The organism is Rheinheimera sediminis (assembly GCF_004005375.1).
In the GTDB taxonomy this organism is placed as follows: Bacteria; Pseudomonadota; Gammaproteobacteria; order Enterobacterales; family Alteromonadaceae; genus Pararheinheimera.
In genome coordinates this window covers 1-14,696 of sequence record NZ_RZUF01000016.1, presented here as the reverse complement: position 1 = coordinate 14,696, position 14,696 = coordinate 1, and the positions used below count along the sequence as shown (strand labels likewise).

14 protein-coding genes and 1 tRNA gene are annotated in these 14,696 nt (G+C 46.0%); 7 read left to right on the top strand and 8 right to left on the bottom strand.

The window, feature by feature from the left end; all coding sequences use genetic code 11:
* Positions 1 to 97 precede the first annotated feature (97 nt).
* A complete protein-coding gene (locus EMM73_RS11980; RefSeq protein ID WP_127686675.1) occupies positions 98 to 538 on the top strand; it encodes a nucleoside deaminase in 441 nt (146 codons plus the stop codon).
* Position 539: 1 nt separating this feature from the next.
* A complete protein-coding gene (locus EMM73_RS11975; RefSeq protein WP_127686674.1) occupies positions 540 to 2,153 on the top strand; it encodes a sensor domain-containing diguanylate cyclase in 1,614 nt (537 codons plus the stop codon).
* Here EMM73_RS11975 and EMM73_RS11970 read toward each other — a convergent pair.
* From EMM73_RS11970 to EMM73_RS11945, 6 genes are read right to left on the bottom strand one after another with little or no spacing between them, the layout of a single operon-like run.
* On the bottom strand, positions 2,148 to 3,203 hold the full coding sequence (locus tag EMM73_RS11970; protein WP_127686673.1) for a CobW family GTP-binding protein: 1,056 nt from the start codon (positions 3,201 to 3,203) through the stop codon (positions 2,148 to 2,150). The two genes, EMM73_RS11975 and EMM73_RS11970, sit on opposite strands and share 6 nt — an antisense overlap.
* Positions 3,200 to 3,628: a Fur family transcriptional regulator gene (locus tag EMM73_RS11965; protein WP_127686672.1), complete on the bottom strand. Its 429-nt coding sequence runs from the start codon at positions 3,626 to 3,628 to the stop codon at positions 3,200 to 3,202. The genes EMM73_RS11970 and EMM73_RS11965 overlap by 4 nt, the downstream gene beginning before the upstream one ends.
* A 3-nt stretch (positions 3,629 to 3,631) precedes the next feature.
* Positions 3,632 to 4,198 (bottom strand): ZrgA family zinc uptake protein, encoded by a 567-nt coding sequence (locus EMM73_RS11960; RefSeq protein WP_127686671.1) that lies wholly within the window; start codon positions 4,196 to 4,198, stop codon positions 3,632 to 3,634.
* Positions 4,199 to 4,216: 18 nt separating this feature from the next.
* A complete protein-coding gene (locus EMM73_RS11955; RefSeq protein ID WP_127686670.1) occupies positions 4,217 to 4,801 on the bottom strand; it encodes a DUF1826 domain-containing protein in 585 nt (194 codons plus the stop codon).
* Positions 4,801 to 6,009 carry a zinc metallochaperone GTPase ZigA gene (gene zigA, locus EMM73_RS11950; RefSeq protein WP_127686669.1) on the bottom strand — a complete coding sequence of 403 codons (1,209 nt, stop codon included), beginning with the start codon at positions 6,007 to 6,009 and terminating at the stop codon, positions 4,801 to 4,803. Before zigA ends, EMM73_RS11955 begins: the two co-directional genes overlap by 1 nt.
* On the bottom strand, positions 6,006 to 6,383 hold the full coding sequence (locus EMM73_RS11945) for a MerC domain-containing protein (RefSeq protein ID WP_127686668.1): 378 nt from the start codon (positions 6,381 to 6,383) through the stop codon (positions 6,006 to 6,008). The genes zigA and EMM73_RS11945 overlap by 4 nt, the downstream gene beginning before the upstream one ends.
* Before the next feature lie 117 nt (positions 6,384 to 6,500).
* Here EMM73_RS11945 and EMM73_RS11940 point away from each other — a divergent pair, with 117 nt between their 5' ends.
* Positions 6,501 to 8,915 carry a TonB-dependent receptor gene (locus EMM73_RS11940; protein ID WP_127686667.1) on the top strand — a complete coding sequence of 805 codons (2,415 nt, stop codon included), beginning with the start codon at positions 6,501 to 6,503 and terminating at the stop codon, positions 8,913 to 8,915.
* A gap of 61 nt (positions 8,916 to 8,976) precedes the next feature.
* Positions 8,977 to 10,296, top strand: a complete 1,320-nt coding sequence (locus EMM73_RS11935; protein ID WP_127686666.1) for a 5-methyltetrahydrofolate--homocysteine methyltransferase — start codon at positions 8,977 to 8,979, stop codon at positions 10,294 to 10,296.
* Between the two features lie 148 nt (positions 10,297 to 10,444).
* On the opposite strand, the gene EMM73_RS11930 is transcribed toward EMM73_RS11935, so the two are convergent.
* The gene (locus EMM73_RS11930) at positions 10,445 to 11,512 is read right to left on the bottom strand and encodes a hypothetical protein (RefSeq protein WP_127686665.1); all 1,068 of its coding nucleotides are present in this window, start codon (positions 11,510 to 11,512) and stop codon (positions 10,445 to 10,447) included.
* 412 nt (positions 11,513 to 11,924) lie between these two features.
* Positions 11,925 to 12,004, bottom strand: a tRNA-Met gene (locus EMM73_RS11925).
* Between the two features lie 192 nt (positions 12,005 to 12,196).
* Here EMM73_RS11925 and EMM73_RS11920 point away from each other — a divergent pair.
* The 3 genes from EMM73_RS11920 (at position 12,197) to EMM73_RS11910 (ending at position 14,616) form a co-directional block, all read left to right on the top strand.
* Complete coding sequence (locus EMM73_RS11920) at positions 12,197 to 13,555, top strand: tyrosine-type recombinase/integrase (RefSeq protein ID WP_127686664.1); 1,359 nt, start codon at positions 12,197 to 12,199, stop codon at positions 13,553 to 13,555.
* Positions 13,555 to 14,343, top strand: coding sequence for a hypothetical protein (locus EMM73_RS11915; RefSeq protein ID WP_127686663.1), 789 nt, complete (start codon positions 13,555 to 13,557; stop codon positions 14,341 to 14,343). The genes EMM73_RS11920 and EMM73_RS11915 overlap by 1 nt, the downstream gene beginning before the upstream one ends.
* 69 nt (positions 14,344 to 14,412) lie before the next feature.
* Entirely contained in the window at positions 14,413 to 14,616 is a 204-nt protein-coding gene (locus tag EMM73_RS11910) for a helix-turn-helix transcriptional regulator (RefSeq protein WP_127686662.1), read from the top strand.
* Positions 14,617 to 14,696: the final 80 nt, after the last annotated feature.

The window sequence follows — 14,696 nt, the reverse complement described above, 5'->3', positions numbered from 1 at the left end:
TTTTGTATTTTTATCACTAAACTGTTGATACATAGCCACAAGCTTAAATGAGTCTGTGGCTGCTTTCAGATGATCGCCGATCTACAGGATAGAGTGAATGACAGACCCTTTTATGTTAGCCGCTATAGAACAAGCCAAAAAAAGTCTAGCCGAAGGAGGCATTCCAATTGGCTCAGTATTAGTGATCAATGGCGAAATTGTCGGCAGAGGACATAATCAACGAGTGCAAAAAGGCAGTTGTGTCTTACATGCTGAAATGGATTGCCTTGAAAACGCAGGTCGTTTAACAGCAAAGGACTATCAGCAGGCCGTGCTGTATTCTACTTTATCCCCTTGTGATATGTGCAGTGGCACAGTGTTGCTGTATGGCATTCCTAAAGTTGTAGTGGGTGAAAATCGAACTTTCCAGGGCCCTGAGGACTATGTGAAAAGTCGTGGCGTAGAGCTTGTGGTGCAGGATAATTCCCAGTGTGTGCAGCTGATGCAGGACTTTATCTCGGCGAACCCGGCATTATGGTACGAAGATATAGGGGAATAACGTGAAGTTATGGCAGATGCTAGTACAAGGATTGCTAACTACAGCACCAGCACTCGCAGAGGGAGCCATCTGGCAGAAAACTGATACAGGCAGTACTATTCTGGGTGCTGCTATCTTTTTCATTGTTCCCGCTGCTGTTGTTTTTCTTTTTTTTGTTTATCGTATTAACCGTAAGCTCAAAGCTATTGTGATAGCAGGCCAGCGCTCAGCCTTGATGCAACAAAATCGTAGCAGGGTCCTCGCTATGATTGTTGAACAGGCACCACTGGAACAGGTATTGGACGCTCTGGTGGAAGGAGCAGAACAAATGGACCCTTCAGCGAGTTGCACTGTGTTGTTGCTAGATGACCAAAATATTCTTCATGTCGCTTCAGCCCCTCATTTACCGGACGCATACAATGCGGCGATAGATGGCATAGCAGCCGGGTACGGCGTTGGCTCTTGCGGTACAGCTGCTTATTCGGGACAGAGGGTGATAGTCGAGGATGTGCGGGTACATCCTTATTGGCTACCTTATCAGGCTTTAGTCGATGTTGCAGGTATTCGCTCTTGCTGGTCTGAGCCGATAAAAAATCGCCAAGGTAAAGTGCTGGGTACTTTTGCTATTTATCACAAAGAGGTGACAGCTCCATCTGAGCAGGATATCCAACTGATTAGTGAGAGTGCAGCTTTAGCTGAGATTGTGATAGAACGCAGTCATGCGATAGAAGAATTAAAACGTAGTGAAGAGCGGCATCGTTTGTTGGCAGATCATGCTACTGATGTGATCTGGACTATGGATCCAAGTGGTCATTTCACCTATATCAGCCCTTCAGCAGAAAAGCTGACAGGTTTTTCTGTCTCAGCATTGATGCGGCAACAAATGCGGCAACTCGTTACCCGGGAGTCCTATGCTCAGGTAAAACTGCAGATGAAAAAGGCCGCCAGGGCTTTGCAAGCAGGACAACCTTACCCAGACTATGTCGGAGAAGTTGAGCAGGTCTGTAAAGATGGCCGCAGAGTGTGGAGTGAAGTTAAAATTTCGGGCATGTATGCTGACGGCGTTTTTGTCGGAATTTTGGGTGTGAGTCGTGATTTAACAGAAAGGCGTAAAATTGAAGAACGCATGCGTTACATGGCGCAGCACGATACCTTAACAGGCCTGCCGAACAGAACTTTATTTACAGACAGGCTGCAAAAGGCGCTGCAATATGTAATGCGAAATCAAAAATCCTTGGCTTTGATGTTATTGGATTTAAATAAATTTAAACCTGTAAATGACACCCATGGTCATGCCGTAGGTGACTTGTTATTACAGCAGGTTGCGGAACGTTTAAAGAATACAATCCGTACCTCTGATACTGTCGCCCGCATTGGTGGGGATGAGTTTATCATTCTGTTGCCGCAGCTTGAGCAAGGCTATAGTGCCTCCATGGTGGCGGATAAAATTCAACAGGCCATTGCCCAGCCCTTTGATATTCATGGTCTGGACATTAGGATCAGTTGCAGTATTGGTTTAGCTTGTTACCCAGAAGACGGTGAAACCGATCTGCTTCTTAGCAAAGTTGCTGACCAGCGGATGTATCAGCAAAAAGCGACAAGCACAGAGAACCCCGTGCTTTCCATAAGCTCATAAACCGAACAAAGGCCGCAGGCATTTTTCCAGTTGTTCTCTGGATAACTGGTCGGTAATAAACACCAGTTTACTTTGCCTGTCGTCATTGGGCCAATGTGTCAGTACAGCTGTTGGGTGCAATAGCTGCTGCACCCCATGGATCACTATTGGGCCTGGAAATCCTTCCACGTTTAAAATTGCTTTTACACGCAGTAATTGATGACCCATCTCTGGCAATAATGCATCCAGCCAGAGTTGGATAGCAAACAAAGTTACAGGGCTGGTTATCTGATAGCAGTAAGTGTTGATTGTATCCTGATGTGGGCTGATTTCATTGCCAGTTGAACTTGCCGAGGTTGTCATTTGGCTTGAGTTCAAAGGTTTAAATTGCGCAGAACCAAAATTCAACCAGTTATGCAGTGGTGTGACAGACTGCACGGGTTCTACATGATCCAACTCCAGTAAAGCAGTGAGAGCTGTGACGCCCTGATCAGATCGCTGCAGAGGGGCTGTTGGGTTGAGCTGGCGAATATGCTGCTGCACCTGGGTCAGAGTGTTCTCATCAGCTAGATCCTGTTTGGTTAGCAGGATCAAGTCGGCCACAGCAACCTGGCGTTTAGCCTCCCGGTACTGACTTAAAGTATGCAGCGCATTCACTGCATCTACTGTAGTCACAGTGCCCTGCAATCTGTATTGCTGAAAAACTTTCTCATTGGAAATCAGCGTACTGAGTATAGGACTTGGGTCTGCCAGACCTGTAGTTTCAATAATAACCCGGTCAAAACTTTTGCTGCCGTTGCGGCTAAAGCGCCAACTGATGTCAGTCAGGGTTTTCACCAGATCGCCCCGTGTCGTGCAGCAAATACAGCCATTGGACAGTTCAACAATTTGTTCTTCTGTGCTTCGAGTGACCAACAAATGATCCAGGCTGGTTTCGCCAAATTCATTGATAATCACCAGGGCCCTGTTGAAGGCTGGATCTTTTATCCACTGGTTCAGTAAGGTGGTTTTGCCGCTGCCTAAAAAGCCAGTCAGCAGATAAAGCGGAATACGCTGTGAGCTTATGGTCATTCTATATGGTCCTTTTGGCAAGATGCACATATGCCATGAAATTCAACAGGCTGCTGATTTAACTTAAAACCTGTTGCTGCTATTTTGCGTTTTTGTTGTTGCAGTGGATTTGAACTGGCTGAAAACGTCACGGTCTGACAAATTTCACAGATCAGGCACTGGCCAGGTTCAGTCAGGTCTCTTGGCAAAGCGACAAATTTATTGACCGACACCAGCTTCACCACTAATTGCTTCGCCAGTAAAAAATCCAGACAGCGGTACACCAGCATAGGGTGAATGATCCGGCCTATTTGTGGGCGCAACAGATCGATAATTTCATAAGCAGACAAAGCACGTTGTTGCTGTTGCATCAACATATACACGGCTTTGCGGTTGCCGCTGAGCTTCAGCTCTGTTGGTACTTGCTCTGCTGTGGCTGTCTGCATAGATCAGTTCAGCGATAGTTGGTGGTTAGCTTGCGTCAAAGTGGCAGCGGACTGACCATTTTCTGTGATCCAACTGCTATGGATCTGCTGCAAGTCCGGGAACAGGCTAAATAAATTCACCTTTAGCGTGACGGGCTTTGTAACCGATGAACAACTGAACTGATAACTGGCTTCTATATCGGAATGACCTGCATGCTTGTGGTCATGGTCATGGTCATGCTCATGTGAGTGTTTGTGTTCAGCCTTTGCAGGCTGCTGCAGTTCGGCCAAATTTGATTGATGGTGCTTCAGCTGACAGTCTGCCCCTGTAATGTGAAACAGCTTGTCAGGCTGAGCCAGCAGAGTTTTGGCTTTTTTAACGGCATCAAGTTCAGCCTGTGTTTTTGGCTTATGCTCAAAACCCAGAATATCTGAACCTGTGGCATAAAAGCTTAGCTGTAAATCTGTAGCCAGTTGAAATAACTCAAGCCTGGCGACCCCATGCTGATGGGCTCTGGTATCGGGCTGTTCTGCCAGACTTAAGGCACTAAGCACAGAACAATAGCAGGCAAAAATATAAGATAAGCGCATAGAAATTCTCCGGATAGATTATTCGCCTACTGGATCCAGGCTCAGTAGCAAACGGGGTTGATCGGTATGAGGGGAACGATGCCAGATGGCTCCGTCTTTATTACCAGTCCAGCCAGATCCTTTTAGTAGCGCAACCTGACCGGTGCCGATCTGCTGGTAAGGCTGTTGGCTTTGTGCTGTGGTTCCGGCATGCCACTCTGTGGCAGGGCCTGAATAAGTGACCAGTAAACGTGCTGCTACATGGTCGGTATGAAAGCGGGGGCACATGGCCTTTTCCAGTCGTTTTAGCCGAACTCCTACTGCAGAGCAATCCATCAGGCAAGTCAACATCTGACTCATTAGTTCCAGATCGGCAATAAACTCGGCTTTCCCTTCAGCGTCCGGCAAGCGCTTCTGCAGCAATCTTGTTAGCTCTTCAGGTTCAGCGACCAGTTGCAGATCAGCAAATGTGCTTAGCTCTGCAGCATAAGTCCGGATCCGCTGACTGAGTTCGCGCTGCCAAATCACCAGATTTACATCAGGCTGAAATAGCTCAGTCAGTATGTCGCTGCAACTGCTTTGCAGCTGTTTCATCTGAGGTAGAAGTTGAAAGGCCGCCAGCATCAGGCAAATTCCGCCTTAAAAGGACTGGCGAACGTTTTCCATTCGTTGATGGATAAAGCCAGTTCTTGTTCTGTCAGCAAGCATTGTTCTAATTGTTTCAGCATCTGTGCCTGATCCAACTTCTGGCCAATAAACACCAGTTCTTGCCGGCAATCGCCAAAAGGCCCGACAAAGCTGCTTTGAATACTGTGCACTGCTTCAGCGTCATCCGGCCATTCATCTTGTGGTACTGCATGCCAGAATAAACCTGCCATCCCATAACGGGCAATGCCGCCAGCCTGATGCCATTGCCAGGCATAGTCGGGTTCACTGGCCAGCCAGAAATAACCTTTGGATCTCAAAAGTTTAGCCTGAGGCCAATCCTGATGCAGGAAGTCATAAAAGCGCTGTGGATGAAAAGGAATGCGGGCCTGAAAAGCAAAACTGCTGATGCCATATTCTTCCGATTCGCTCTGATGTTCACCCCGTAACTCTTTTAACCAGCCAGGTGCTTGCTGGGCTTTTTCAAAATCAAATAAGCCTGTTCCCAGCACTTTATCGATATCAATTTTTCCCTGACTGGCCTGATGAATTTGGGCCGTACTATTCAATTTGCGTAGTATGGCTTTGAGTTCCTGCAAATCGTGCTCACTGACTAAATCTGCTTTGCTGATCACTAATAGATCACAAAACTCGACTTGTTCGATCAGAAGATCCGCCACACTGCGCTCGTCTTCTTCACCCAGACTTTCGCCTTTCTCCTGCAAGGAACTGGCTTCGCGATAATCTTTTAAAAAGTTCACTGCATCCACCACTGTCACCATGGTATCGAGCCGGGCTATATCGGATAAACTCTGGCCTTCTTCATCGGCAAAAGTAAAGGTTTCAGCTATAGGCAGGGGCTCTGAAATGCCTGTTGATTCAATGACTAAATAATCAAAACGGCCTTCACGGGCTAAGCGACCCACTTCCAGCAATAAGTCTTCGCGTAAGGTGCAGCAAATGCAGCCATTGCTCATTTCCACCAGTTTTTCTTCGGCACGGTTCAGACTGACTTCGTTTTTCACTGTGGCGGCGTCAATATTCAGCTCGCTCATATCATTGACGATGACCGCGACTCTACGACCGGCTCTGTTGTTAAGGATTTGATTCAGCAAAGTTGTTTTGCCTGCGCCTAAAAAACCGGAGAGCACAGTAACGGGTAATCTTTTATCTGCGGAGTTAATCATAGTGAATTCGCTAATGGCTGAGGGATATGGGTATTCAGCAGGCGTCTGTTCAACAGATGCGCTGCAATCAAAATAAATCCACCTAAAACCGCCAGCACAGGCTCTGCAGATTCAGGCACAAAAAGAGAGAGCAGCAACAAGCTAAAACCCAGACCGCCAATCAGTAACGGCTTCATATTGCGATGCTTCACCCAAGACAGTGGCAGGCTCCAGGCCAATATCAGACTGATGGGTGCCAGCAATAAATAATGCACCCACTCGGATTCAAACCAGGCGCCAATCAGACCTACACCACCCAGCGCTAACAACACAGGTGTAAACAAACAATGCAGGATACAAAGTCCCGATAAACACACTCCTAACAGATCTTTCATGATGTTTGCCTTATTTGATGTAACAGGGACTTGCCAACTTACGGTGATTTCGTGATATGTTATATTATCACAATTTGTGAAAGCAACTGAAACTGATTTTGTTTTTTGGGGAAGTGCATGGGTAGAAAAACTTTATTGGCCAGTCTGATCGCCGCTAGTCTGAGTGGTCAGGTATGGGCTCAGTCAGTGCAGGGTACTGTAGTGGATGAGCAAGGGCAGCCTGTAGCTGAAGCTTGGGTCACAGTAGTTGGGCAGAATAAAAAGGTGAAAACCGACGCTGCTGGCCGCTTTGAATTTCAGGCGTTGCAAGGTAATCACACTGAATTGCATATTGAAGCAAACAGTTTTGCGCACCGGAATTTTCAGTTGGAGTTACCAGCACAGGACATGCAATTTGCGTTAACCCCTACTGCGCTTGAAATTATTGATGTCAAAGCCAGTCCATTTCATGCATCCAGCACAGAATCCGCTTTGCCTGTCAGTGTACTGGCTGGTGATCGGCTGAAAATGAATCAACAGTCGACTTTAGGCGATACGCTGAAAAACGAAGTAGGGGTGCACAGTAACTTTTATGGCTCTGTGGCCAGTAGCCCAATTATTCGTGGTTTAGATGGCCCACGGGTTTTGATCACCCAAAATGGTCTGGATGCTGGTGATGCCTCACGGGTTGGGCCTGATCATAGTGTGTCGGCTGAAGCCAGCACTGCCAGTCAGATTGAAGTATTACGTGGCCCAGCCACTTTGTTTTACGGCAGCGGCGCTATTGGTGGTGTGGTCAACGTGGTGGATGACAGAATTCCCACTGAGCAAGTCACCAAAGGCGAGTGGATGCTGCAGCGCGAGTCGGTGAATAACGAAAAGCTGGCTTCAGGTTCAGCTCAGACCTTTGTTGGTCAAACCGGTTTATATGCCGACGTATTTTGGCGTGATAACGATGATTACCGTATTCCGGGTGAAGCAGAAGTGCATCACGACGACGAAGATCACGATCACGAAGAAGGCGCTTCAGGCAAAGTCGCCAACACAGCAGCAACAGCCAAAGGTTTTAGCTTAGGCAGTAGTTACCTGCTGGAAAATGGTTTTGTGGGTGTCTCTTTTGGTCAGTTAAAACGTGAGTACGGTATTCCGGGCCATAGCCATGGCGGTCATGCACACGAAGACGAAGAGCAGGCCGAAGAGTCTGTGTATGCCGATTTAAAACAAGACAGAGTACAGTTTTTAAGTGAGTTGGATCTGGATTTGCCATGGCTACAAAAGTTGAACAGCCGCATTGCTTACACAGACTATCAGCATGTGGAAGTTGAAGAAGGCTTAGTAGGCACCACTTTTAAAAACCAGAGCGAAGAAGCCCGTTTTGAATTACTGCATCCGGTGATCTCCGATTGGCGTGGTGGGGTCAGCCTGCAATACAAACACAGTGATTTTGAAGCTATAGGAGCTGAAGCTTTTACTCCACCATCCAGTACTGAAATGCTTGCAGTGGCCCTGATGGAAGAACGGCACTTTGGCCCAGTGTTAGTGCAACTGGGAGCCCGTACTGAGCAGGTGGCTATCAATGCAGCTGATGTATTGTTGCCACCATTGGCGGCGCATTCGCACGACGAGGATGCGCATGATCACGGCCCTGACCACGACCATGGTGCAGAATTTATCCGTGTGTTTGATGTAGAGCATAAGTTTAAGCCCTACAGTTTGTCTGCTGGTGCTTTCTGGGATTTTACCGAAGGTTACAACTTAGGTGTGTCAGTCTCCCGTTCAGAGCGCGCCCCTTCAGCTGCTGAGTTATTGTCATTTGGCCCTCATATTGGCACGGCCTCTTATGAAATAGGTGCGTTGTTCAGCCTCAATGACGACCCGCACGCAGAACAAGCCATAGTGCTGAATCGCCAGCCAATAGAAATGGAAGTCGCGAACAACCTGGACCTGACCTTCCGTAAAATCAGCGGCGATCTTGGTTTGGTACTCAATGCCTTCTACAACAAAGTAGATAACTACTACTACCAGCAAAACACAGGTTTATTCGCTGAAGACGGCCATAACCATGATCATGCCGAAGAAGAAGGCCATGATCACAGTGGTGAGTTGCCGGTTTACCTTTTTGTCGCTGAAGACGTGATTTTGCATGGTTTTGAATCACAACTGGTGTGGCAAATTGCCCAGCCTTATCGCTTCACTGTGCAGGCCGATTACATTCGTGCCCGACTGGACAGAGGGGGAGATTTACCCCGCACTCCACCACTGCGTTTATCCAGTGAACTAGCCTATGAAGGCGATCAAATCTCCGCTGATCTGCGCCTGACCCGTTATTTCAAACAAGACAGAATTTCAGAGCTGGAAAGTGCAACTGCAGGCTACAACCTGCTGGATGCATCAGTCAGTTATCACCTCAGTGGTGCCTTGCAAGACATAGTGCTTTACGTCAAAGGGGAAAACCTGACGGACGAAGAAGCCCGTGTTCACACTTCTTTTTTGAAAGACAAAACCCCCTTGCCAGGCCGTTCTTTGGGTTTAGGTATTCGTGGTCAATTTTAAGTTTTATCGCGGTTTAACGTTTCCTGGTGAGCCGCGATCTTTTTATTTTTATGGAGTTTTTATGTTGAAATCAAAAGTAAATGTGCTGGCGTTACTGATCAGTGCTTCATTACTGGCCGCCTGTGGTGACAGCACGACCAACATAGTAGAAAAGGATCCTATTCCTGTGGAAGATGATCACGACCACGAAACCGGTGCTGGTCGTCTGGTTATTTCAGATAAAGACAGCACCATGCTTAGGGTTTACAACCTTGAAGACGGCGACCTACTGGGCCAATTTAGCTCATTAAGCAATGCCTCAGCTTTATACGCTTCAGCCAGCCAGCGTTTTGCTATGGTAGTGCAGCGTGAAAGCGATAAAGTAGAGTTTATCGATGGCGGTTTGTATCAGGAAGATCATGGCGATCACTTGCATCCTTATGAAGAAGAACCCCGCTTAATGAGCCTGCAGCTCAGCGAAAGCCGTCCTACTCATGTCACCACTACGGATGAACAAATTGCCATCTTTTTTGACGGCAATGTGGCCACTTCCAGTGTGGCAAAAGTCGCAGTGCTGAATGATGATCAAATCAATACGGGCAGCAATGACTATCCGGTTTTAACTTACAGCACTCATATGCACGGCGCCGCTCAGGCCCGGGGTGAGATGTTAGTTTCAACTATTCGTGATGCAGCAACAGCCAGTACTTTGCCCGATCAGGTGGGTGTTTATCATGTGCATGGTGATCATTTCCATTTGGAACAGGAATTTGCCCTGCGTTGCCCTGGCTTACATGGCAGCGCACAAAACAAAGATTATGTCAGCTTTGGCTGCACTGATGGCGTGATGCTGTTAAAGCAGGACGGTGAAACTTTTACCGCCAGCAAAGTGGCTCATACCGCTGACTTCACTGGTACTATGCGTATCGGTACCTTGGAAGGTGTTGAAGATGCTCCGCATTTTATCGGCTTTGCCGGTGCTACTGTGTTTTCAGTCAATCCTGTTGCAGGCAGCCTGAATAAAGTGGATTGGCAGGGCGCTACTGGTGCCAACATCATAGGCTATGGTTTTGCTGATCATGGCGAAAAGTTTGTGCTGCTGGACTCCACTGGTGCTCTGAGTATCCTGAATTACAATGCAGCAGCTGCAACTGGTGCTGCTTTTGCATTGGCAAACAAAGTCCAGATCACCACTGCTGATTTAACCACTATGCCAACAGGCAGTCAGTTACAGCTGGCTATCTCTGCAGCGGACGACAAGGTGTATGTGGCTGATCCACTGAGCAAAACCGTCAGTACTATTGACCTGGAAGAGGCTAAAGTGATTGAGAAACAAGAGCTGGGTTTTACGCCACATAAAATGGTGTGGGTAGGAATTCCTGCAGGGCATGACGATCATTAATTGCTTCTTTTGCCACTAACTATTGAATAAGGCAGCCGTTAACGCTGCCTTTTTTACGCCGTAACATCAGAGCATCAAAGCCTCAGCTTCTTATGCTCTAGTCACAACAGATGCACCACTAGTTAAGACCGGATTAGGAAATCTTACTTCACAGGCGTGTTATAACTTTTTTACCTTCCAGAGTGGTTAAGAGATAAAGTGGATCAGTGGTAGTCGCTGGATAATAAACAACATCGTCTTCTAAAACCTTGACTGCCTTAACTAGCTCTTGCTCCACATTGTAGAATCGTATGGTTTTGCGATCTGAATCTCTTAGGGCGAATCCGTCATTCAATACAGCTTCTACATGATAAGATTGAGAAAGTTCAGCGAAAAATTTCACCTTTGTTAACTGCTCATAAGCGCCATTTACAACTTCTTTGCCCTCTGAATTCAGAATTGCAAACTCAGCCCTGACATTGTTGGTCAGCAAAAGTGTGTTTCCGTCAGGAGATTTCTCCATAACGCTAATTTCTAAATCAGCGTTGCTGTAACTCCACACATTCGTTTGAGCCTGATAAGCATTGATTTTTCCGTCAAAATTTATAATAAAACTATTGCCTGAAACTATGACTTGGTTCGCCATGCGGCGTCCATCTTCAAATGTGTTTTGAACATTGAATGACTCAGTATCGTAAGAAAGAAGTCCACCTGCACCGTCCATGTACGATATAATAATCTCTTTTCCGCTCTCAGAAAAATTCAAGGCAGCATGTCGTAGCAACGCCTTTTGGACTTGATTTTTGGATAGCACAGTCCCAGTATTCATATCAATTACAAATACTAATAAATTATCTTCATCACCCTCTACCTTCCGGTAGAAACTCACTGTATTAGAGTGAGAAGCAACTTGCGCAGAGAATGCCCTCTCAAATAAAAAAGCAGAATCCAACTTTTTGAAGAAATGAATATCTTGACTTTCATCTGTCAGCAAAGCTAAAGGCTCTGCAGAATCTAAAACACAATGCTTAACCTCGAATGGCAAATCTTTGATTACTTCACCCCTAGTCAATGAATGGAATGTGATGCGAGAAACACCTGCCGTTTTTGTGACTAGATAGAAGCCTTCTTTTCCGTAGTTTTTTGCACACAGCACTTCAGTATCACCAACTGCTGTAATCGGCTTGGCAGTAGAGAAAAAAGAAAATAATGCCAGAGTCAAAATAATGTATTTCATAAATTTATCCTTAATTTAATGATCTAAAGCTTGGGACATCCTAATCCACCCAAAAGCTGTACAGGATCTGTAAGTTATAGTTTCACCCACTGCCAGACTGCTTCCTGTTTTTTGCCATAGGGTTAATTGCAATCACTTACTTTTGACTCTTTGACTTGAAAATGGAGATGTGGGCTGATGATATTAGCTGTATTTCCCGACTTACCAACTGATGTTCCATCAATATTCAGTGTTGTAGAAAAACTCTATTTCAGAAGTATCGGCTGGTTCAAGTCGTTATAAGTTGAATTATGTTTAAGCTGTATCGCAAGAGCAAATTATAACATCCGGCTAGACTTATTAGGATGTTGGTAGCACAGAGGTAGCACAGACTTAAAGTGGATCAGAAGAAGTAACGTAAGTGCTTGATAAATGGTGGCCCCACCTGGACTTGAACCAGGGACCTGCCGATTATGAGTCGAAGGAATAACGTATTTATCCGTATTGAACTACGCTTAAAAACCTCATAAAAACAGCTATTTAGCTGTTAGCCCCCTTGCTGGCGTGTTGTTCGGAATAGGTGTATATTGATACAATTCCGATCCGTGGCCGATCCGTAGAACGATCCGCAGCACTAAAAAACAAAAAGCCCCGCTGGTGCGTCAACACGAGCAGGGCAAACCACAAGAACCATAGGGGGTTCAAATGGCTACCGCAGATTCTACCACCAAACAAAGCAGCACCAGCAACAAAGTCAGTTTTAACGCTGGCAGAGTTGCCGCCTTTAAGTGTCCAGAGGGTAAAAAAGAAGCCTTCTTATGGGACACAAAACAACCGGGTTTAGGGTTAAGGGCTTTTGCTTCAGGCAAGAAAACTTATATCTATCAAGTGTGGGTTAATGGCCGCACACAAAGGGCTGTTATAGGTGCTGAAGAAGCCTTTGATATTGAGCAAGCCAGAGCCGAAGCCAAAAAGCTTGATGTATTAGCCAGTCAGAATATAAGCCCGGCCAAAGTAAAACGGCAAAAGGCCGCTGCTGAACTGGCTGAAGAAAAAGAGATTAAACGGGGTTCCGTTACACTTGGCGCTGTATGGGCTGAATATGTGGAAGCAAACAAAGCCGATTGGGGCGAAAAGCACTATAAAGACCACTTAAAATCTGTTCAGCAAGCGGGTTTACCTTGGGCCAGAGGAAAGGGGCTGCTGACAAAACAGGGCTGCTTATTCCCTTTGGTAAATGTAAAGCTTGGTGACTTAACCGCCGATCTGATTAAGCGTTGGCTGGACAAGGAAAACAAAACCCGTCCCGGTGTAGCCGCTCAAACTTACCGCTTGTTGTTTGCCTGTTTAAGCTGGTGCAACGAACAGCCAGAATATGCCGGGCTGATTGATGTTGTAGCGCTGAAAAGCAAAGCTGTGAAAAAGACAGTAACCAAACTAAAAGCCCGTGATGATGTGTTGCAGCGTGAACAATTACCTGCTTTGTTTGCCGAACTTAGAAAGATCACTAACCCTATAATTTCAGCTTATGTACAAACCCTGCTGCTAACCGGAGCCCGGCGCAATGAATTAACGGGCCTGCAATGGTCAGATGTTGATTTTAAATGGCAAAGCATGGCTATACGCGATAAAGCCACCAGTAAAGGCAGCGTTGCAGGGGTACGGGTTATCCCGTTAACGCCTTATGTAGCAAGCCTGCTGAATCAGTTACCCCGCCGCAATCAATGGGTATTTTCCAGCCCTTCAGGTAAAGACGGCAAACTAACAGACCCCCGCAAAAGCTACGATCCGGCGATTATGGCCGCAGGTATTGAAGGTTTAACCTTGCATGGCTTACGCCGCAGCTTTGCTACCTTGTCGGAATGGGTTGAAGTACCTACAGGCGTAGTAGCTCAGATTATGGGCCACAAACCCAGCGCTACCGCAGAAAAGCATTACAAGCAAAGGCCACTTGATTTATTAAGGCTATGGCATGAGCGAATAGAAACATGGTTTTTAGAACAAGCCGGGCTTAGTGTGCCCGTTAATGCTGAGACTCGCTTAGCTGTGGTTAAGGGGGCGTAATGGCAAATAACTCAAAAATAGCAAGGAAACGACTTAAGGAAAGTGGTCAGTTGGAACATTTTAAAAAGGCCGTTTCTGAATCGAGCAAAGACCGTATTGTCTTAACCTCCGAGGATGGTGGTGTTTATCTTTTTGATAAAAGGGGGCAAAGATTTACTGATAATGTTCAACTCATCTATGCCTCAGTACCTGTGCAAAGCGATCCATTGCCATTAGCTGAGAAAGTAAAACTGACCTTAAACGGAATAATTAGTTTATTCCGTAGAAAGGGAATTAAATTAAGAGACCCCCTGTCGGGTATAAGTTATTCAGGCAAGCAGATCCGAGAAAATAATAAGTTTGAGCTTGGTAGCCATTTAGATTTATGTTCACTGTACTTAGTTCAGGCTGATATTTTACTTAACAAAGAAACCAAAGTTGAGGTACAACTTTCTGCTGCCTACGAGCTGGGTGATATTTCTAGGTGTTTGAAGGTCTCCCACGCTTATGGACAAAATCAACGTAAGATAGCAAAGGTGGAACGTAAGAGAGGGTTATCGGAGATATTTGAAAATCTCAAAGCTATGAAAAACGCAGGCTCTAAGCCAAAAGAACTTTGGCCTGAATTTATAGCAATGCTCGGTAATGAAGAACAGTATTTTGACAATGTTCAAGAGGTTGCGCCTAACCCGCAGAATTGCAAGACTTGGTCTGTAAGTTTCGTGATTATTCCAAACAAAGACGGCGCGAAACATAAAGATGAACAAATAACTTATGGGCGTTTCGTTAGACGATTGAATGAAAAATAAAACCACCTAGCCGTGGCTAACACCACTTCATTTTTAAGGTGCTAATACCAAACAACACGAGGTATTAGCATGAACACCATTACATTCACACCGCAAAATTTGACCACAGAACAGTTCGCCGAAGTCTTGCACGGCAAACCAAGCACTATCAGAACTCGCCTTTGTAAAACAGGTTCTTTCTACGGAATCAGACCGATCAAGTTACCTTCAGGGCGTTTGCTATGGCCTGCCGAAGCTGTACAGGCTTTTTTAGCTGGTGAGGGGGCGCACTAATGAAACTATTTTCACAGCAGGCGCAAAGCTCTGAAGCTCAAGCTCGAAAAGCTGTTACCAACAATGCAAAACTGATCCAC